Origin of the sequence: Streptomyces sp. NPDC086787, assembly GCF_044745865.1 — a bacterium.
Lineage (GTDB): Bacteria > Actinomycetota > Actinomycetes > Streptomycetales > Streptomycetaceae > Streptomyces.
In genome coordinates this window covers 146909-165839 of record NZ_JBIVBC010000007.1, presented here as the reverse complement: position 1 = coordinate 165839, position 18931 = coordinate 146909, and the positions used below count along the sequence as shown (strand labels likewise).

Annotated in this window: 16 protein-coding genes; 13 read left to right on the top strand and 3 right to left on the bottom strand. The window is 72.1% G+C overall.

The genetic code is table 11. From position 1 onward, the window contains the following. Window positions 1-830: 830 nt before the first annotated feature. The 3 genes from ACIPK3_RS19050 to ACIPK3_RS19040 all read left to right on the top strand — a co-directional run bounded on the left by ACIPK3_RS19050 (window position 831) and on the right by ACIPK3_RS19040 (window position 3988). Window positions 831-1802, top strand: a complete 972-nt coding sequence (locus tag ACIPK3_RS19050) for an aldo/keto reductase (protein WP_402571395.1) — start codon at window positions 831-833, stop codon at window positions 1800-1802. Window positions 1803-1916: 114 nt separating this feature from the next. Beyond that, window positions 1917-2468, top strand: coding sequence for a TetR/AcrR family transcriptional regulator (locus ACIPK3_RS19045; RefSeq protein WP_402571046.1), 552 nt, complete (start codon window positions 1917-1919; stop codon window positions 2466-2468). Then, complete coding sequence (locus ACIPK3_RS19040; RefSeq protein WP_402571044.1) at window positions 2465-3988, top strand: MFS transporter; 1524 nt, start codon at window positions 2465-2467, stop codon at window positions 3986-3988. The genes ACIPK3_RS19045 and ACIPK3_RS19040 overlap by 4 nt, the downstream gene beginning before the upstream one ends. An 84-nt stretch (window positions 3989-4072) precedes the next feature. On the opposite strand, the gene ACIPK3_RS19035 is transcribed toward ACIPK3_RS19040, so the two are convergent. Beyond that, a complete protein-coding gene (locus ACIPK3_RS19035) occupies window positions 4073-4744 on the bottom strand; it encodes a lysophospholipid acyltransferase family protein (RefSeq protein ID WP_402571043.1) in 672 nt (223 codons plus the stop codon). 365 nt (window positions 4745-5109) lie between these two features. On the opposite strand from ACIPK3_RS19035, the gene ACIPK3_RS19030 reads away from it, so the two are divergent. The 3 genes from ACIPK3_RS19030 to ACIPK3_RS19020 all read left to right on the top strand — a co-directional run bounded on the left by ACIPK3_RS19030 (window position 5110) and on the right by ACIPK3_RS19020 (window position 7407). Further along, window positions 5110-6282 carry a glycerophosphodiester phosphodiesterase gene (locus ACIPK3_RS19030; RefSeq protein WP_402571041.1) on the top strand — a complete coding sequence of 391 codons (1173 nt, stop codon included), beginning with the start codon at window positions 5110-5112 and terminating at the stop codon, window positions 6280-6282. A gap of 74 nt (window positions 6283-6356) precedes the next feature. After that, window positions 6357-6863, top strand: a complete 507-nt coding sequence (locus ACIPK3_RS19025; RefSeq protein WP_402571039.1) for a sigma-70 family RNA polymerase sigma factor — start codon at window positions 6357-6359, stop codon at window positions 6861-6863. A gap of 46 nt (window positions 6864-6909) precedes the next feature. Then, on the top strand, window positions 6910-7407 hold the full coding sequence (locus ACIPK3_RS19020) for a GNAT family N-acetyltransferase (RefSeq protein ID WP_402571037.1): 498 nt from the start codon (window positions 6910-6912) through the stop codon (window positions 7405-7407). Here ACIPK3_RS19020 and ACIPK3_RS19015 read toward each other — a convergent pair. Next, window positions 7397-7822, bottom strand: coding sequence for a hypothetical protein (locus tag ACIPK3_RS19015; RefSeq protein ID WP_402571036.1), 426 nt, complete (start codon window positions 7820-7822; stop codon window positions 7397-7399). The two genes, ACIPK3_RS19020 and ACIPK3_RS19015, sit on opposite strands and share 11 nt — an antisense overlap. A 1-nt stretch (window position 7823) precedes the next feature. Next, complete coding sequence (locus tag ACIPK3_RS19010) at window positions 7824-8183, bottom strand: hypothetical protein (protein WP_402571035.1); 360 nt, start codon at window positions 8181-8183, stop codon at window positions 7824-7826. A 602-nt stretch (window positions 8184-8785) separates the two neighbouring features. Here ACIPK3_RS19010 and ACIPK3_RS19005 point away from each other — a divergent pair. From ACIPK3_RS19005 to cobA, 7 genes are all read left to right on the top strand, one after another. Next, the gene (locus ACIPK3_RS19005; RefSeq protein ID WP_402571034.1) at window positions 8786-9820 is read left to right on the top strand and encodes a methionine ABC transporter ATP-binding protein; all 1035 of its coding nucleotides are present in this window, start codon (window positions 8786-8788) and stop codon (window positions 9818-9820) included. Continuing rightward, a complete protein-coding gene (locus tag ACIPK3_RS19000) occupies window positions 9817-10557 on the top strand; it encodes a methionine ABC transporter permease (protein ID WP_402571032.1) in 741 nt (246 codons plus the stop codon). Before ACIPK3_RS19005 ends, ACIPK3_RS19000 begins: the two co-directional genes overlap by 4 nt. Window positions 10558-10640: 83 nt before the next feature. Continuing rightward, window positions 10641-11477 (top strand): MetQ/NlpA family ABC transporter substrate-binding protein, encoded by an 837-nt coding sequence (locus ACIPK3_RS18995; RefSeq protein ID WP_402571030.1) that lies wholly within the window; start codon window positions 10641-10643, stop codon window positions 11475-11477. A 144-nt stretch (window positions 11478-11621) separates the two neighbouring features. Beyond that, window positions 11622-12260 (top strand): GNAT family N-acetyltransferase, encoded by a 639-nt coding sequence (locus ACIPK3_RS18990; protein WP_402571028.1) that lies wholly within the window; start codon window positions 11622-11624, stop codon window positions 12258-12260. Between the two features lie 132 nt (window positions 12261-12392). Beyond that, window positions 12393-13604, top strand: coding sequence for a precorrin-6y C5,15-methyltransferase (decarboxylating) subunit CbiE (gene cbiE, locus ACIPK3_RS18985; protein ID WP_402571026.1), 1212 nt, complete (start codon window positions 12393-12395; stop codon window positions 13602-13604). 345 nt (window positions 13605-13949) lie between these two features. After that, window positions 13950-17543 carry a nicotinate-nucleotide--dimethylbenzimidazole phosphoribosyltransferase gene (gene cobT / locus ACIPK3_RS18980; RefSeq protein ID WP_402571024.1) on the top strand — a complete coding sequence of 1198 codons (3594 nt, stop codon included), beginning with the start codon at window positions 13950-13952 and terminating at the stop codon, window positions 17541-17543. 144 nt (window positions 17544-17687) lie between these two features. Next, on the top strand, window positions 17688-18920 hold the full coding sequence (cobA, locus tag ACIPK3_RS18975; RefSeq protein WP_402571022.1) for a uroporphyrinogen-III C-methyltransferase: 1233 nt from the start codon (window positions 17688-17690) through the stop codon (window positions 18918-18920). The last annotated feature ends 11 nt before the right edge of the window (window positions 18921-18931 follow it).

Below are 18931 nucleotides of genomic sequence, written 5' to 3'. Positions count from 1 at the left end.
TGCGCGTCGCGCGGATACTGGCCACGACGGTACGGGTGCGCCGGCTCATGCCGGCCGACCGCCCGGCCGAGGCACTGGCCGTGGCCGAGGGACCGGCCCGGCTCACCCGTGACGACTACCGGTCGCCCGAGCGACTCACGGCGAAGCTGAACACCTGCGTCGACGGCCTGCCGAACACCTTCGCGGGGTTGTACGTCTCCGTACTGACCGGCGCGCTCGGGGGCGAACGCCGTCAGGCCGACGCGATGCGCGCCCTGGAGGCCTACTTCGGCCTCGACGACCGGGCGCACTGGGCGGACAAGGTCGCGCGACGGCTCGACGGCACCCCCGACGATCTGCGCGTACAGCTGGTGTGCCTGCTCGCCGCCTGTCTGGAGACCCAGCAGCGCGGCTCCGAGGGCGTCGCACTGCTCGCCGCCGACCTCGGTGTCGGCCCCGCGCCGGACGACACGGAGATCAGGGACAGGGTCGCCCGCGGACTGGCCGTGCTCGGACCCGACGCGGCGCTGTTCTTCTGCAACTGCTCACGACGACCCTGTCCGGCTCCGGTCGGCCCGCCCTCGCGGTCGCGGTTCTGGAGGACCACCTCGGCCTCACGGACGACGACTACCTGGCCCCGGACCGGCTCGCCGCGAAACTGCGCCCCCGGCCGGCCTCGGCCGCCGCGGCCCTCGCCAAGCGGGGGCTGTCGCTGCAGGGCGCCCACTCCAACCTGTTGCACGCCGCACTGGCGGGCATGGTGTGGGAGGCGGCGTTGCCCGCGTCCTCGACCGGCTGATCACGGGTTACGTTGGACGGATCCGCAAGGAGCCGACCGAACGGAGCCCGTGATGCCCTTCGCCCGTCTCGCCCGAGCGACGTCCGCCACCTGCCACATCGGCCTGGGCCTCGCCGCAGTCGGACGCCCCGGCTACATCAACCTCGGCCGGGAACGCGACCTGCCGCAGGACCGCAGTGTCGACGCGCTGCGCACCCGCACCCACGAACTGCTCGACGCCGCCTACGCCCAGGGCGTCCGCTACTTCGACGTCGCCCGCTCCTACGGCCGCTCCGAGGAGTTCCTCGCCGACTGGCTGAACGGCCACCCCGGCATGGACGACATCGTCGTCGGCAGCAAGTGGGGCTACACCTACACCGCCGACTGGACCACCGACGCGGAGCGGCACGAGGTCAAGGATCACGGCCTGGCCACCTATGAGCGCCAGCGCGCCGAGACCGACGGCCTGCTCGGCGACCGGCTCGACCTCTACCAGATCCACTCGGTGACCCCGGACAGCCCGGCCCTCGCCGACAAGGAACTGCACGCCAGGCTTGCCGAGGCGGCCGCCCGGGGCCTGACGATCGGCTTCTCCACCAGCGGGCCTGCCCAGGCCGACGCCATCCGTGCCGCCCTCACCGTGACCGTCGACGGTGAACCCCTCTTCCGTACCGTCCAGTCGACGTACAACGCCCTGGAGACCTCGGCCGGGGCCGCCCTGGCGGAGGCCCACGACGCGGGGCTCACCGTGATCGTCAAGGAGGGCATGGCCAACGGACGGCTCGCCGAGCCGAACGCGCCGGACGTGCTGAAGCAGGTCGCCGCCGAGACCTCCCTCGGCTGTGACGCCGTGGCCCTCGCGCTGATCCTGAGCCGGCCGTGGGCCGGCGTCGTGCTCTCCGGCGCGGCGACCACCGGCCAGCTCGCCTCCAACCTGCACGCCGCGGCCGTGGACCTCGACCAGGACCAGTCGGACCGGCTCGCGACGCTGGCGGAGGAGCCCGGCGCCTACTGGGAGCGGCGCGGGGGACTGCCCTGGCACTGACGGTCGTCACTGAGGGGCACTGCCACCTGGCCTGAACACTGTCCTGAGCAGCGGCGATGAGACTCGCATGCCCAACGTGAGACAATAATGTCTCACATGCGCTATGCTTGTCTCATGGCCTTCGATCGTGACCAGGTGCTGCGCAGCGCCGCCGCCCTGCTGACCCGCAAAGCGACCGCCACCATGGACGAGGTCGCCAAGGCCGCCGGCATCAGCCGGGCCACCCTGCACCGCCACTTCGCCGGGCGGGACGCGCTCGTAAGGGCGCTGGAATCGCTCGGCATCGCGGAGTGCGAGGCCGCGCTGGAAGCGGCCCGGCTGGACGAAGGGCCCGTGAGCGACGCCGTACGCCGGCTGGTGCGGGCGATCGAGCCCGCCGCCGCCCTGCTCGGCTTCCTGTACACCGAGAACCAGTTGTTCGAGGGGGAGCAGCAGAACGAGGGCTGGACCCGCATCGACGAGCGGGTCGCCGCGCTGTTCCGGCGCGGCCAGGAAACCGGTGAGTTCCGTATCGACCTCACCCCGGCCTGGCTCACCGACGCGCTGTACGGCCTGCTCGCCTCCGCCGCCTGGGCGGTCTCGGAAGGCCGCGTCGCCCCCAAGGACTTCACCCACATGGTCACCGAGCTGCTGCTCGGTGGCGCACTCCGGAGAGAGGAATCATGACCAGCACCCTGCGGTCGGCGCGGACCACGCGGACGGAACAGCCTCCGGGCCGCTGGATCGCGCTGTCCGTACTCGTGCTCGCCGTGCTGCTGGTGGCCGTCGACGCGACCGTTCTCGGCCTCGCGACCCCGTTCATCAGCGAGGACCTCGACCCCTCCGGCACCCAGCTGCTGTGGATCGGTGACGTCTACTCGTTCGTCATCGCCGGACTGCTGGTCTCCATGGGCAGCCTCGGTGACCGGATCGGCCGCAAGCGGATCCTGCTCTGCGGCGCCACCGCGTTCGGCCTGATATCGATCCTCAACGCCTACGCCACGACCGCCGGGACGATGATCCTGGCGCGTGCGCTGCTCGGTGTCGCGGGCGCGACCCTGATGCCGGCCACCCTGGCCCTCATCCGCAACATCTTCCACGACCCGCGCGAGCGCAGTCTCGCCATCGGCGTGTGGGGCGCCGCCGCCTCCGCCGGTACGGCGGTCGGCCCCATCGTGGGCGGCTTCCTGCTCGAACACTTCTGGTGGGGCTCGGTCTTCCTGATCAACGTGCCCGTGATGGTGGTGCTGGTCCTGGTCGGCCTCAGGACGCTCCCCGAGTCCCGCAACCCGAACCCCGGCCCCTGGGACCTGGCCAGCGTCGTGCTGTCGCTGGTCGGCATGATCGCCGTCGTCTACGCCGTCAAGGAGGCCGCGACGGAGGGTCTCACCTGGGTGTCGCTCGGCACCGCGGTGCTGGGCGCGGCCGCGCTGTACGGGTTCGTGCGCAGGCAGCTCACGATGCAGACCCCGCTGCTCGACATGCGGCTGTTCCGCCGGCGCGGCTTCAGTGGCGCGGTCCTGGCCGACCTGCTGACCGTGCTCGGTATGGCGGGGCTGGTGTTCTTCCTGTCGCAGTACCTGCAACTCGTGCAGGGCAGGCACCCGTTCGAGGCGGGGCTGGCCGAACTGCCCGCCGCGGTCGGCGCGGTGGCGGCCGGACTGGTCGCGGGCCGCGCGGCCCGGCGCTTCTCGGTGCGGGCCGTGGTCTCCGGCGGGCTCGCCGCCGTGGGCTTCGCGCTCGCCGCGCTCACGACACTGGACCGGACGACCGGCTACCCGCTGCTCGGCGTCGCGCTGCTTGTGGTCGGCGTGGGCGCGGGCTTCTCCTTCACGGTCACCGCCGACGTGATCCTCTCCAGCGTCCCCAAGGACCAGGCGGGCGCCGCCTCCGCGGTCTCCGAGACGGCCTACGAGCTCGGCGCCGCCCTGGGCATCGCCCTGCTCGGCTCGATCGTGACCGGCGTCTACCGCGGCTTCACGGGCCCGGCAGGCACCCCGGACAGCGCCCACGAATCACTCGGCGGCGCCGTGGAGGCGGCGGCCCACCTGCCCGCCCACACCTCCGCGGAACTCCTCACAGCGGCCCGGGACTCCTTCGTCCACGGCCTGCACCTGGCCTCCGGAGCCGGAGCGGTGGTCCTGCTGGCCACAGCGGTGGCCGCGTGGTTCCTGCTCAGGGGCCAGAAACTCGAAGACAACCACTGAGAGCACCCCTGAAGGGATGCGGGGAACCGCGCGAGCAACCACAGCGCACCCGCGCCCGCAAGAGGCGCCCAACCGCCCGAGGTACTACGCCGCCTTGGCCTTGGTCGCGTACATGTCCACGTACTCCTGCCCGGACAGTCGCATGACCTCGGTCATCACGGAGTCGGTCACCGCCCGCAGCACATAGCGGTCCCGGTCCATCCCCTCGTACCGGGAGAACTCCATCGCCTCACCGAACCGCACGGTCACCTTCCCCGGGCGGGGAATGCCCCGGCCTCCGGGCTGGAGCTTGTCCGTGCCGATCATCGCGAACGGCACCACCGGCGCGCCCGTCATCAGCGTGAGACGGGCGATGCCGGTACGGCCCCGGTACAGACGGCCGTCGGGGGAGCGGGTGCCCTCGGGGTAGATCCCGAAGATCCTCCCCTCCTCCAGGATCCGGCGGCCGGTCATCAGCGCGGCCACGCCCCCGCCGGCCCCGTCCCGGTCCACCGGGACCATCCCGACGCCGGTGAAGAACCAGGCCATCAGTCGGCCCTTGAAGCCCTTGCCGGTGACGTACTCGTCCTTGCCGATGAAGACCACCTGCCGGTCGCAGACCAGCGGAAGGATCATCGAGTCGATGAAGGTGAGGTGATTGCCGGCCAGGATGACCGGGCCGTCGCCCGGGATACGCTCCGCGCCTTCCACCCGTGGGCGGAACATCAGGCGCATGATCGGTCCGAGCACTGCCTTGATGAGCGCGAAGCGGGACAACGGGTCCTCCGAAGTCGAGCGGGTCGGTATGAGTCTGTGCAGGTGAGGAGAGTACTCGCGGCTCCGGGGGAAGCGCACATCGGACGCGACCGGTTCACCGAGGTCTTACCAGCCGTTGACGCGCGTTTACCTGCGGCGGCCCGCCGGAAGCCGTGCGTAACGCCACCGCCACGGTGTGACACACATCGCGCGGCAGGTCCACCGTCCGGGTACCCGCGCGGCGCCCTCCGAAGCCGACGGATCGTCACCCGGCGCGGCCCGCCCGACATCCGGCGTCATCCGCCCGTTCCGGCCAGGGTCTCCCGCCGGTCATGTCCATGCACCTACCATCGGCCCGCACGCACGGACGGAGGGCAGGAGACCCCATGGAATCCCACGAGTCGAACGAGCAGACGCAGGGCACCGCACGACGGGCGCTGCTCGGCGCGGCGGCGCTCGGTGCGGGCGGAGCGGTTCTCGGACTGCCCGGGGCGGCCCGAGCCGCGGACGCGCGAGGGCGCGGCCACCGCGAGGGACTGAAGAGCCTGCCCAGGCCGACGATCATCGGCCACCGGGGTACCAGCGGCTACCGTCCCGAGCACACCTTCGGCTCGTACGACCTGGCCCTCGATCTCGGCGCCGACGTCGTCGAGGCGGGCGACCTGGTCCCCACCAAGGACGGTCACCTCGTCTGCCGCCACGAGCCCGAGATCGGCGGCACCACCGACGTGTCCGCCCATCCCGAGTTCGCCGGCCGCAGGACCACCAAGGTCCTCGACGGCGCCCCCACCACCGGCTGGTTCACCGAGGACTTCACCCTCGCCGAGCTGAAGACGCTGCGCGCGGTCGAGCGCATCCCGGCCAACCGCCCGCACAACACCCTCTACGACGGGCGCTGGGAGATCCCCACCTTCGAAGAGGTCCTGCGGTGGCAGGACGAGGAGACCCGCAAGCGCGGCAAGCAGGTCTGGATCTACCCGGAGACCAAGCACCCCACCTACTTCCGGAAGCTGGGCCTCGGCGTCGAGGAGCGGGTCGCCAAGCTGCTCCAGAAGTACCGCAAGGACCGCAGGAACTCGCCGGTCATCATCCAGTCCTTCGAACCGACCAGCATCCAGCGCCTGAACAAGCTGGTCGACAACCCGCTCGTGGTCCTGCTCTCCACGGCGAACAGCCGACCCTGGGACTTCGTGGAGACGGGCGACCCGCGCACGGTCGCCGACCTGATCACCCCGAAGGGCCTGCGCGAGATAGCCGGCTACGCCCAGGGCATCGGTCCGACGCTCGACCTGGTCATCCCGCGGGACGCGAACGGCCGTCTCACCACGCCGACCACTCTGGTCGCGGACGCGCACAGGGTGGGCCTGCTCCTGCACCCCTACACCATGCGCAACGAGAACCCCTTCCTGCCCGCGGAGTACCGCAAGGGCACGGACGCCGACGCCTACGGGGACGCCTTCGGAGCCTTCCGGACGTACTTCGCGACCGGTATCGACGGCGTCTTCACGGACAACGCGGACACCGGTCTGCTCGCCCGCGAGGATTTCGTCAACGACTGAGCACGTCAGACCCGTTCGAGTGAGCCACGGCCGCCCCGGCAACCCGCCGCCGGGGCGGCCGCGTCGTTGCGCGTATGACCGAGGACCTGGTGGCCGCGCTCGGCCCCCTGCTCACCGCCGAGGCCTCCGCCGAAGCGCCGGCCTGCGGGACCGAACCGGCCGACCTGGAGCAGGCCGTGTGGCTGCGTCTGCTGGAGCGCCTGGAGGCCGAGGGGCCACCGCCCGATCCGCCGGGATGGCTGCGCCGGGCCGTCCGCGCCGAGGCCCGCCGCAGCCGTCGTACGACCAGGAACGAGCGGCCCTACGACTCCGATCCACCCGACGACGGCGGACGCGGCCCGGAACAGCTCGCCCTGACCTCCGCCCGGCACCGCGCCCTGCGCGACGCGGTCCGTCGGCTGCCCGGCCGCTGCCCCCGGCTGCTCGAGGCGCTGCTCTCCCCGAAAGACCTCACATACCGGGAGATCGCGGGGGAGTTGGGTATCTCACAGGGCAGTCTCGGCCCGGAACGCTCCCGATGTCTTGGATGTCTTCGACGTTTGCTCGCCCCGGAGGTTGCGGCTCGTGAACCACGGGGATAGGAGTGTGGGGACGACCGGCGATCAGGTGAGCGGGAGGCGTGCGCACATGGGCATGAGCGTGACCATCTCGGAGGCGAACGAGCAGGACGCGGAGCAGATCTTCCGGCTCCAGTACCTGTGCTTCCAGGGCGAGGCGGCGCTGTACGGCAACTACCGCATCGACCCGCTCGTCCAAAGCCTCGACTCGGTCCGCCAGGAGGTCGCCTCCGACTGCGTCTTCGTCGCCCGGCTCGGTGAGGAGGTGGTCGGCTCGGTGCGCGGATCGGTGAGCGAGGACGGCGCCGCCGCCATCGGCAAGCTGTGCGTCCACCCCCGACTGCAGGGCCACGGCATCGGCGCCCGGCTGCTGCGTGCGGCCGAGGCGGCCCTCGCCGAGCAGCACGGCGCCAAGAGGTTCCGCCTCCAGGCGGGTCATCGCAGCGAGGGCAACCTGCGGCTGTACCGGCGCGTCGGCTACGAGACGGTGGGCACGTCCAGGCGCGCGGACGGAGTCCCGCTGATCATCCTGGAGAAGCCGGCCGGAGCCTACGCGGCTACGGCGTGACGGCGTCGCGCGACCTGCGCAGCCAGTACATCGCCGACACCGGCAGCAGCACGGGGATGAACAGGTATTCCAGGCCGTAGTCGGACCAGACCGTAGAGTCGTGGAAGGCCGACGGCTCGACCAGGGTCCAGGTGCCCACGATCAGCACACCCGCGAGTTCGGCGGCGCAGCACACCAGCGCCGCCCTGCGCGCGGTCTCGCCGCCGCGCACCAGCGAGTACGTGATGAATCCGTACACCGCGCCCGCCACGGCGGACAGTACATAGGCGAGCGGCGCCCGCCCGAAGTCCGTCGAGATCTGGTAGACGGACCGCGAGACGGCCCCGACGACCATCACGCCGTAGAGCCACACGAGCAGTGTCCCCGGCCCGGCGGTGAGCCGGGTCCTCGCCGGCTTCTCCTGCGCGGTCGTCATCTCAGCCTCCCCAGATGTCGAAGAGCCGCACCTGCAGCACGGCCAGCACCACACCGCCCGCGGCGACGGTCACCGAACCCCAGCGGGTCCGCTCCGCCAGCGACATGAACGCCGCGGCCGGTACACACGCGAAGGCGCCCACCAGATACGCGACGAAGATCGCCGTGCCCTGTTCCGGCTCCTCGCCCCGCGCGAGCTGTACGACCCCGATCACCATCTGCACCGCGGCCAGCAGCGACACGACGGCCATGCCGATGAAATGCCAGTCCTTCGTGGGCTGGTCACGGTAGGCCGCCCAGCCGCACCAGGCGGCGAGCAGCAGCGCGGCGACACCGGTCACCAGCGTCAGGGCATTGAGCATGCGGAGACCCTATTACGGGCCAAACGACCCGACGCGGTCGGCCCCGCCGTAGCCGGAAGTGCCGTGGCCGTGGCGGAAGTGCCGTGGCCGTGGCCGGAACCGCCGTGGCGTTGGCCACAACCCGCCGGGTCCGGGGCCGTTTGCCGGTCCGGCACCCGGCAGGCCTACACCCTTGTGCACACCGGCCAGGACGGGGGAGCGGAGGTGTGGGCGCGGGCCGGGCCGCAGGACCGTCGCCGTCCATCACTGTCCAGCATGCGGACGGCAGGACTTGGTCAGGACCGTCCGTCTGTTTTACTGATCGCATGACCACGACGAGCAGCCGCACCCTTGCGACCGAGGCGACCATGACGCCCGGTGCTCGTTGTATGTGTCGAATGTGCGCCTTCTAGAGGGCCCCCGCACCACCCTGAAGCCTCGCGCCCCGAAGCGAGCGCCGTGGCCCGTCCGTACGCCGTGAACGCAGTACGAGGCCGCCGCCCCGCGCACATGTTCTCCACCGGTTCCATCGCCACCGCGAGAACCGTGCCGCGTCCCTGAAGAAACGCACCCCCGCGCCCGGGCACACCCACGCCCGCGCACCCGACAGTGACGGAATCACAGTGATCACCACCACGGGCCTGACCAAGGTCTACCGCTCGCGCGGCCGTGAGGTCGCCGCCCTGGACGGCGTCGACCTCCATGTCCGCGAAGGCGAGGTGTACGGCGTCATCGGCCAGTCCGGCGCCGGAAAGTCCTCGCTCATCCGCTGCGTCAACCTGCTGGAGCGTCCCACCGCGGGGACCGTGACCGTCGCAGGGCAGGACCTCACCGCCCTCGCCGGGCGCGGCCCCCGGGCCGGCCGGCAGCTGCGGCGCGCACGCAGCCGGATCGGCATGGTCTTCCAGCACTTCAACCTGCTGTCCTCGCGGACCGTCCGGGACAACGTCGAACTCCCGCTGGAGATCCTCGGCCTGTCGGGTCGGGAACGCACCCGCAAGGCGCTCGAACTGCTCGACCTCGTCGGCCTCGCCGACAAGGCGAGCGCCTACCCCGCCCAGCTCTCCGGCGGTCAGAAGCAGCGCGTCGGCATCGCCCGCGCTCTCGCCGGCGACCCCGAGGTGCTGCTCTCGGACGAGGCCACCAGCGCGCTCGATCCGGAGACCACCCGCTCCATCCTCCAGTTGCTGCGCGACCTGAACCGGCAACTCGGCCTGACCGTTCTGCTCATCACGCACGAGATGGACGTCGTGAAGTCGGTCTGCGACTCCGCCGCCCTGATGGACCGGGGCCGGATCGTGGAGTCGGGCACCGTCAGCGAACTGCTCGCCACCCCGGGCTCCGAACTGGCCGCCGCGCTGTTCCCGGTGGGCGGCGAGGCCACCGGCGACGACCGCACCGTCGTGGACGTCACCTTCCAGGGCGAGAGCGCGACCCAGCCGGTCGTCTCCCAGCTCTCGCGCACCTACAACATCGACATATCGATCCTCGGCGCGGCCATCGACACCGTCGGCGGCCTCCAGGTCGGCCGTATGCGCATCGAACTGCCCGGCCGCTACGAGGACAACGTGGTGCCCATCGGCTTCCTGCGTGAACAGGGCCTCCAGATCGACGTGGTCGGCAAGCAGCCCGCACTGGTCAAGGAGGGTGCGAAGTGACCTGGTCCGAAATGCAGCCACTGCTGTCGCAGGCGGGCTACGAGACGCTGTGGATGGTCGGCTGGTCCACCCTGATCTCGGTCGCCGCCGGACTCCCGCTCGGCGTCCTGCTCGTCCTCACCGACCGGGACGGTCTGCTGCGCAACGCCCTCGCCAGCAAGGTCACCGGACAGGTCGTGAACGTCCTGCGCTCGATGCCGTTCATCATCCTGATGGTGGCCCTGATGAGCTTCACCCGCTGGGTCACCGGAACGACGATCGGCACCAACGCGGCGATCGTGCCGCTCGCCATCGGCGGCATCCCCTTCTTCGCCCGCCTCGTCGAGACCGCTGTCCGCGAAGTGGACCACGGGCTGGTCGAAGCCGTGCAGGCCATGGGCGGCAACACCTGGACGATCGTCCGCAAGGTGCTCGTCCCCGAGTCGCTGCCCTCGCTGATCTCCGGCGCCACGACCACGCTGATCGCGCTCATCGGCTACTCCGCCATGGCCGGCACGGTCGGCGGAGGCGGCCTGGGCGACCTCGCCATCCGCTACGGCTACCAGCGTTTCGAGACCGAGCTGATGTGGATCATCGTCGGGCTGCTCGCGGTCGTCATCTCCCTCATCCAGCTGGCCGGCGACTACGCGGCCCGCTCCCTGCACCGCCGCGGCGCCCACTCCGGGCCCGCGCCCAGGCTCCGTCTGCTGAAGAGGACGGCGGAGCCCGCGACCGCCGACGCGCACAAGGCCGCCTGAGCCGCGTCGCCCCCCCAGAACTCCCCGTCCACCCAACACGGGGCCGCACCACCTCGCACCACCCATAAGGAAAGGCACTTTTCGTGCGTAACACCGCCAAGATCAGCGCAGCCGTCCTCGCCGCCGCAGCCCTCACCACCGGGCTCACCGCCTGCGGCCCGGACGGGGACTCGTCCCACGGCTCCTCCGACACCAGCGGCCCGCTGGTCGTCGCCGCGAGCCCGACCCCGCACGCCGAGATCCTGAACTTCGTCAAGAAGAACCTGGCGAAGAAGGCCGGTCTCGACCTGAAGGTCAGGGAGTTCACCGACTACATCACGCCGAACACGGCGACCGAGGACGGCTCGGTGGACGCCAACTACTTCCAGAACCAGCCGTACCTGGACGACTTCAACAAGAAGCGCGGCACCCACATCGTGCCCGTGGTCACGGTCCACCTGGAGCCGCTCGGCCTCTACTCGCACAAGGTGAAGAGCACCGACGCCCTCAAGAGCGGCGCGACCGTCGCCCTCCCCAACGACACCGTGAACGAGGCGCGCGCCCTCAAGCTGCTGGCCGCGAACGGCCTCATCACGCTCAAGGACGGCGCGGGCACCGAGGCGACCCCGCAGGACATCGCCAAGAACCCGAGGAACCTCAAGTTCAAGGAGGTCGAGGCGGCCCAGACCGCGCGCTCCCTGGACGACGTGGACGCCGCGGTGATCAACGGCAACTTCGCCATCTCCGCCGGCCTCAAGCCCGCCACCGAGGCCCTCGTCCTGGAGTCCGCCAAGGACAACCCGTACGGCAACTTCCTCGCCGTGAAGAAGGGCAGCGAGAAGGACCCGCGGGTCAAGAAGCTCGCCAAGCTGCTGACCTCGCCCGAGGTGAAGAAGTTCATCCAGGACAAGTACCAGGGCTCGGTCATCGCCTCCTTCTGACGGGTCGTAACACCGCGTATCGCCACGCACGGGGTCCGCTCCCTCACCGGGTGTGGACCCCGTGCTGCCACTTCGCGTCCGCATACTGCATGCTGGGCAGTTCAGTAAGCCCTGACGGTATTTCCGAAGGTTACGGAGCGGCGCATGACTAGCACCTTCCCCAGCATCTCCATCAGCACGGAGCGGTTGGTGCTGCGTCCCCTCGACGAGGACGATGTGCCCGCCCTGGCCGCGATGATGAACGACGAACAGGTCGGGGCCTGGACACACGTCCCCCAGCCGTTCACCGAGGACGGCGCCCGCCACTGGATCACCTCGTGGGCGCCCGCCGAACGCACCGCCGGGCACGGCCTCGACCTCGCGGTCACCGAGTTCCTCACCCAGCGCCTGGTCGGCATCATCCAGCTGACCAAGACCAACTGGGACATCCGGTCCACCGAACTCTCCTACATCGTCGCCCCCTGGGCCCGCGGCGAGGGCTACGCCTCCGAGGCGGCGCTCGCCACCGCCCAGTGGCTGTTCCACGACCAGAAGTTCGAGCGCGTCGAACTGCGCACCGCCGCCGACAACACCGCCTCCCAGCAGGTCGCCCAGAAGATCGGCTGCATCAGCGAAGGCGTCCTGCGCAACGCGTGCATAGCCCGCGTCCGCACGGAGGACGGCGCGTGGACCCAGGTCCGCACCGACTTCATCGTGTGGAGTCTCCTCCCCGAGGACCTGGAGGGCACGGGCGAGCAGTTCGCCGGCAACGGCGGTTTCACGACGTTCCCCGACTGGAACTGACCCCCGCGGTCCCCACGGGACGCACGGGGACACCGCCCGCACCTGCCCGACACCTTCACCAGGTACCCTCACGGAGCCGGCCTGCGGGCCCCCACCCCTGACGACCTGCGCAGACCCGGGAGACTTACGACCATGGCCGACCGCGTCACGGTGATCGGCTGGGACGGTTCCTCGCTGACCGCCGCGGCCCGCGGCGCCCTGGGCGCCGCCACACTCGTCGCGGGCGCGGCCCACCACCTGGCGCTCCCCGAGGTGCCCCCGGCGGCCGAACGCATCCGCCTCGGCAGCGTCCCGCTCGCCGCCCGCCGCATCGCAGCCCACCGCGGCACCGCTGTGGTGCTCGCCGACGGCGACCCCGGCTTCTTCGGCATCGTACGAACCCTGCGCGCCCCCGAATTCGGCCTCGAGGTGGAGGTCGTCCCCGCCGTCTCCGCCGTGGCCGCCGCCTTCGCCCGGGCCGGTATGCCCTGGGACGACGCGCAGGTGGTCGTCGCGCACCGGCGCACGCTGCGGCGCGCGGTGAACGTGTGCCGGGCCCACGCCAAGGTCGCCGTGCTCACCTCGCCCGGCGCCGGACCCGCCGAACTCGGACTGCTGCTGGACGGGGTCCACCGCACCTTCGTCATCTGCGAGGAACTCGGCACCGACCGCGAGCAGGTCTCCGTCGTCACCTCCGACAACGCGGCCGACCACACCTGGCGCGACCCCAACATCGTCATCGTCATCGGCGGGCCGGTGGCGGCGGCCGAGGGTGGCGGCTGGATCGCCGGCCGCGACCCCGGCGCGGGCCCGCGCGGCTGGACACAGCCCGCCGATGCCTACGAAGGCCGACTCGGCGAGGGTGAGACGGACCTGCTCCGGGCCGCCCAACTCGCCCGGCTGGGACCACGGGTCGGCGACCTCGTCTGGGACATCGGCTGCGGCAGCGGCGCCTTCGCCACCGAGGCCGCGCGGGCCGGCGCCGCCGTCATCGCCGTCGACCGGGACCCCGGGGCCTGCGCCCGCACCGAGGCCGCCGCACGCCGCTTCGGCGTCCAGCTCCAGATCGTCCCCGGCACCGCCCCGCACATCCTGGAGAACCTGCCCGAACCGGACGTCGTCCGGGTCGGCGGCGGGGGAGCGGCCGTGGTCTCCGCGGTCGCCGACCGCCGCCCGCAGCGCATCGTCACCCACGCGGCCACCCGTGACGAGGCCGAACTCGCCGGACGCGACCTCACCGAGCACGGATACCGGGTCGAGTGCGCCCTCACCCAGTCCGTGGGACTCGACACCCGCGCCTGGACGGAGACGGAGCGGAACGTCGCGTTCCTGCTCAGCGCCGTTCTCCCGGATCGCGCCCCGTGATCCTGTTGTCGTACTGCGCGCGGTAGGCTGGCCGATCGTCGTACCGCTCCGGGTGGCCCGGAACTTCGTTCGTCAATGTCCGGAAAACGGGCCCATTTTGGACTGGGTGTGGTACGGCAGAACCGGAGGACGCGCAACGTGGCGCAGTCCACAACGGGCTGTCGCGGAACGAACTGTCGCGACGGGTGATCGGCCGGGACAATGCCACCGAATGGCTTTGTCGCCTTTTACGGGCGGTCGTTCGTGCCGCTGGGCACGGACGCTCGTTCTTCACTACGGGGCGGTCGGTGCGCCGTTCCGGATGATCTGGTCGTAGAAGCACTAACCAATGGGCGAGGGGTACGCATGACGGACACCGGCCGGGTCCCGGGCGAGGGACAGCCGGAGAGCGCAGGGACGGCGGACCAGCCGGGCGTTCCCGCGCACGGTGGGTACGGCTACCTCTCCGAGACCACCGCCGAGGACGAGGACCTGCTGCTGCCGGGCGCCCAGAGCGCCTGGGGCAACGAGGTCCCGCCGCCGGCGCCCGAGCCGGTCGTCGAAGCCGTCCACGAGCCCGGCCCGCACGAGACGGACGGCCGCGACAGCGGCTCCGTCGACCTCGGCGGTGTCCGCCTGCCCGACCTGCCCGTCTCCGTACCGCCGTCCCCGATCCTCTCGGCCCCGCACGAGCAGGGCGCGTCCGTGCCCCAGCGCCGCCCGCTGCACCTCGGCCCGCAGATCCCCGACGCCTCCGCGAGCCCGGTCCGCTCCCTCGCCGACCGTGGCCCCGCGGGCGCGCCGGTGCCAGTGCGGCAGCCCGGGTCGCCGGCCTCCGGCCCCGAGTACCTCGATGCCCAGCCGCTGCGCGACCTCGCGCCGCAGAGCGCGGCCCCCTGGGGCGCCGCACCGGTGGCCCAGGCAGACCTGGGCGCACCGGCCCCGGCCATGGAGACGGCTGTCCCGCTCGTGGAGACGGCTGTCCCGTTTGCGGAGCCCGCCCCCGAGCAGACCGGTCAGACGACCGACGCCGCCCAGGCCGCGGTAGCCCGGCTCGCCATGGAGGCCGCGGCGGCGGGGGGAATCGCGGAGACGGCGCCGTCACCGTCAGCCGACCTCGCCGGTTCGGAGAGTCCTCACAGCACGGAGAGTTCACCGGTTGCGCAGGTGCCCGACGCGGTCCCGGGGCCGCCGGCCGCCGAGGTGACCACCGCGCCGGAGGACGCCCAGGAATCCGTGGCATCCGTGGAGTCCGTGGAAGCGCGCGAACCCGAGGCCGCGCCGCTCCCCGAGGACCCCGAGGACCCCGCGGAGTCCGAGGCTGTCCCGGAGACCACGGCCGAGGTTCCCGAGCCGCACGCCGCGACCCCCGTGGACGGCGTGCCCATCGCCCCGCAGCCCGTGGAGCCGGACGCGGCCGTGCAGGTCACCGAACCCGAGACGGAACAGCCTTCCGCCGAGGCGCCGTTCGCCGAGCAGACGCACTGGCCCGAGCCCGCCCAGGAGCCGCAGGAGCAGGAGCCGCGGGAGCCTGAGGCCGTCACCGCCGAGGCGCAGCCCGCCGACCCCGGCCACACCGCCGCGATCCAGGCCCCCACCGTCGTACCGCCGCGCGAGCCGGAGGCCGCCGCTCCCGCCGAGCAGCCGGCCGAGCCGGGGCCGTCGGCGCAGATGCCCGCCGAACAAGAGATTCTTGAGGTCGCGGCCGAGGGCGACGACCAGGCCGCCCGCCAGGGCACCGTTCCCCCGCAGGTGCACCCGGACCATTCCCTTGGCCGGTTCGTGCAGGTCGAGGGCACGGTACCGACCACACCGCACCTCGCCCCGACCCCGCCGCGCCCGCTGATCCTGCCCACGCAGGACGCGCCCGCCGCGACCCCGGAGGCCGTGGCCACGGTCCCCGCACCCCGCGAGGCCGAGCCCGCCGCGGTCCCGACGGCACCGACCGGCGAGCGCAGCCCCGAAGACGCCGTACAGCAGAGCGCCGAGCAGAACGTCGTACAGCAGAACTCCGCAGAGCCCGACGCCCCGGAGCCGGAGGCCGTGCAACCGGACGCTGCCCAGCCTGAGGCCACGGAACCGGAGCCCGTGGAGTCGGACCTTCTGACGCCGGAAGCCGTGCAGCGGGCGGAGGACCTGGAGACCAGGGCCGCCGAGCCGGAGGAAGGCACGGAAAACACGGAGAGCGCGGAGAGTGCGGTGGCGGCCGAGGCACCGCGGCCCGTCGGCCCGGCCGCGCCCGGCTACGACGACGCCGAACGCGAGGCCGTCCTCAGGGTCATGCGCGAACGGCGGGACATCCGCAACGGCTTCCGCGACGACCCGATCCCGCACGACGTGCTGCTCCGTGTCCTGGAGGCGGCGCACACCGCGCCCTCCGTCGGCCACTCGCAGCCCTGGGACTTCGTCGTCATCCGCTCCGCGGAGACCCGCCGCACGATGCACGAACTGGCCATGAGCCAGCGTGAGGCGTACGCCAAGTCGCTGCCCAAGGGCCGGGCGAAGCAGTTCAAGGAACTGAAGATCGAGGCGATCCTCGACACCCCGGTGAACATCGTCGTCACCGCCGACCCCACCCGCGGCGGCCGCCACACCCTGGGCCGTCACACGCAGCCGCAGATGGCGCCCTACTCGGCGGCGCTCGCGGTGGAGAACCTCTGGCTCGCCGCCCGTGCCGAGGGCCTCGGCGTCGGGTGGGTCAGCTTCTTCGACGAGCGCGAGATGGTCCGCGCGCTCGGTCTGCCCGAGCACCTGGAGGTCATCGCCTACCTCTGCGTCGGGTACGTCGACGAGTTCCCGGACGAGCCCGAGCTGATGCAGGCCGGCTGGTCCAAGCGCCGCCCGCTGTCGTGGGTCGTGCACGAGGAGACGTACGGCCGTCGCGCGCTGCCCGGCGAGGACCCGCACGACCTGCTCGCCGAGACCGTCGCCGGAATCCGTCCGCTGGACGCCAAGGCCCTCGGTGAGGCATGGGAACGGCAGAAGCGGATGACCAAGCCGGCCGGTGCCCTCGGCATGCTGGAGATCATCTCCGCGCAGCTGTCCGGGCTGTCCCGGCAGTGCCCGCCGCCCATCCCGGAACCCGCCGCCGTCGCGATCTTCGCCGGCGACCACGGGGTGCACGCCCAGGGCGTCACCCCCTGGCCGCAGGAGGTCACCGCGCAGATGGTGGCCAACTTCCTCGGCGGGGGAGCGGTCTGCAACGCCTTCGCCAACCAGGTCGGCGCCGAGGTCTGCGTCGTGGACGTCGGTGTCGTCGCGGACCTGCCCGCCACCCCGGGCCTGCTGCCCCGCAAGATCCGCGGTGGCACCTCCGACATGACCGCCGGCCCCGCGATGACCCGCGAGGAGGCCAAGGCGGCCATCGAGGTGGGCATCGAGACCGCGCGCGACCTGGTGGCGGCCGGCAACCGGGCGCTGCTCACCGGTGAGATGGGCATCGCCAACACCACCGCGTCCGCGGCCCTGATCTCCGTCTTCACCGGCGCGGACCCGGCCGAGGTGACCGGGCGCGGCACCGGCATCAACGACGAGACCCTGGCCCGCAAGACCGAGGTCGTCCGCCGGGCCATCGAGCTGCACCAGCCGGACCCGGCCGACCCGATCGGTGTCCTCGCCGCGATCGGCGGCTTCGAGCACGCGGCGCTGGTCGGTCTGCTCCTCGGCGGCGCCTCCCTGCGTACGCCGGTGATCCTGGACGGCGTCAGCGCCGGAGCCGCCGCCCTGGTGGCCCGGGCCATCGCCCCCGAGGTCCTCGCGGCCTGCATCGCCGGTCACCGCAGCGCCGAGCCGGGCCATGTGGCCGCGCTCAACAAGCTGGGCCTGCGCCCCCTGGTCGACCTCGATCTGCGCCTCGGCGAGGGCACGGGCGCACTGCTCGCCCTGCCCCTGGTCCAGAGCACCGCACGCGCCATGCACGAGGTGGCGACGTTCGACTCGGCGGGAGTGACCGAGAAGTAGCCGTCACGGCGGCGGTGGTCCGGTGTTCAGCCATCGGACCACCTCGCCGTCTGTCCCGTTCGCATCCTAAAATCCGCACGTCAGGGCCGCTCCGAAGGCGCAGCGCGCCCACCGCACCGCTGCCTGTACGAGGAGCCGCCCCTCATGGCCGAACACCCCGCCTACCCCGTAGGCCTCCGCCTCACCGGCCGCCGAGTCGTCGTCCTGGGCGGCGGCCAGGTCGCCCAGCGGCGGCTGCCCGCGCTCATCGCCTCGGGCGCGGACATCGTCCTCGTGTCGCCCGAGGCGACCCCGTCGGTGGAGGCGATGGCGGACGCGGGCGAGATCGCCTGGGAGCGGCGCCGGTACACGGAAGGCGACCTCGCGGAAGCCTGGTACGCGCTGATCGCCACCGACGACCCGGCGGCCAACGCCGCGGCCTCCGCCGAGGGGGAGCGCCACCGGGTCTGGTGCGTCCGCTCCGACGACGCCGACGCGGCCACCGCGTGGACCCCGGCGACCGGTCACAGCGAGGGCGTCACGGTCGCCGTGCTCACCACTGACGCGCGCGGCCGCGACCCCCGTCACACCGCGGCGATCCGTGACGCGGTCGTGGCGGGCCTGCGCGACGGCACCCTGGTGGCGCCGCACCACCGCACCCGCTCACCAGGTGTGGCCCTGGTCGGCGGCGGTCCCGGCGACCCGGACCTGATCACCGTGCGCGGCCGCCGCCTGCTGGCCGAGGCCGACGTGGTCATCGCCGACCGGCTCGGCCCGCGCGACCTGCTCGCCGAACTGCCGCCGCATGTCGAGGTGATCGACGCGGCGAAGATCCCCTACGGCCGCTACATGGCCCAGGAGGCCATCAACAACGCGCTCGTCGAGCACGCCAGACAGGGCAAGTCCGTGGTCCGTCTCAAGGGCGGCGACCCCTTCGTCTTCGGCCGCGGCATGGAGGAGGTCCAGGCCCTCGCGGAGGCCGGGATCCCGTGCACGGTGGTCCCCGGCATCTCCAGCTCGATCTCGGTGCCCGGCGTGGCCGGCATTCCGGTCACCCACCGGGGCGTCGCCCATGAGTTCACCGTGGTGAGCGGCCATGTCGCCCCCGACGACGAGCGTTCCCTGGTCGACTGGCCGGCGCTCGCCAAGCTGACCGGCACCCTTGTCGTCCTCATGGGCGTCGACAAGATCGGGAAGATCGCCGAGACGCTGGTCACCCATGGCAAGTCCCCGGACACACCGGTGGCCCTGGTCCAGGAGGGTACGACCGCCGCGCAGCGCCGGGTCGACGCGACCCTCGCGACCGTCGCCGAGACCGTGCGCGCCGAGGACGTGAAGCCCCCGGCGGTCGTCGTCATCGGCCCGGTCGTCGCCGTGGGCCCCCACCCCTCCGCGTAACCGCTGGTAAC

Excerpts from the sequence above, each read along its gene's own strand:
- ACIPK3_RS19045 (WP_402571046.1), top strand. The coding sequence starts at position 1,917 with ATGGCCTTCGATCGTGACCAGGTGCTGCGCAGCGCCGCCGCCCTGCTG.
- ACIPK3_RS19020 (WP_402571037.1), top strand. The coding sequence starts at position 6,910 with ATGGGCATGAGCGTGACCATCTCGGAGGCGAACGAGCAGGACGCGGAG.
- ACIPK3_RS19025 (WP_402571039.1), top strand. The coding sequence starts at position 6,357 with ATGACCGAGGACCTGGTGGCCGCGCTCGGCCCCCTGCTCACCGCCGAG.
- ACIPK3_RS18990 (WP_402571028.1), top strand. The coding sequence starts at position 11,622 with ATGACTAGCACCTTCCCCAGCATCTCCATCAGCACGGAGCGGTTGGTG.
- ACIPK3_RS19015 (WP_402571036.1), bottom strand. The coding sequence starts at position 7,822 with ATGACGACCGCGCAGGAGAAGCCGGCGAGGACCCGGCTCACCGCCGGG.
- ACIPK3_RS19030 (WP_402571041.1), top strand. The coding sequence starts at position 5,110 with ATGGAATCCCACGAGTCGAACGAGCAGACGCAGGGCACCGCACGACGG.
- ACIPK3_RS19050 (WP_402571395.1), top strand. The coding sequence starts at position 831 with ATGCCCTTCGCCCGTCTCGCCCGAGCGACGTCCGCCACCTGCCACATC.
- cobT (WP_402571024.1), top strand. The coding sequence starts at position 13,950 with ATGACGGACACCGGCCGGGTCCCGGGCGAGGGACAGCCGGAGAGCGCA.
- ACIPK3_RS19040 (WP_402571044.1), top strand. The coding sequence starts at position 2,465 with ATGACCAGCACCCTGCGGTCGGCGCGGACCACGCGGACGGAACAGCCT.
- cobA (WP_402571022.1), top strand. The coding sequence starts at position 17,688 with ATGGCCGAACACCCCGCCTACCCCGTAGGCCTCCGCCTCACCGGCCGC.
- ACIPK3_RS19010 (WP_402571035.1), bottom strand. The coding sequence starts at position 8,183 with ATGCTCAATGCCCTGACGCTGGTGACCGGTGTCGCCGCGCTGCTGCTC.
- cbiE (WP_402571026.1), top strand. The coding sequence starts at position 12,393 with ATGGCCGACCGCGTCACGGTGATCGGCTGGGACGGTTCCTCGCTGACC.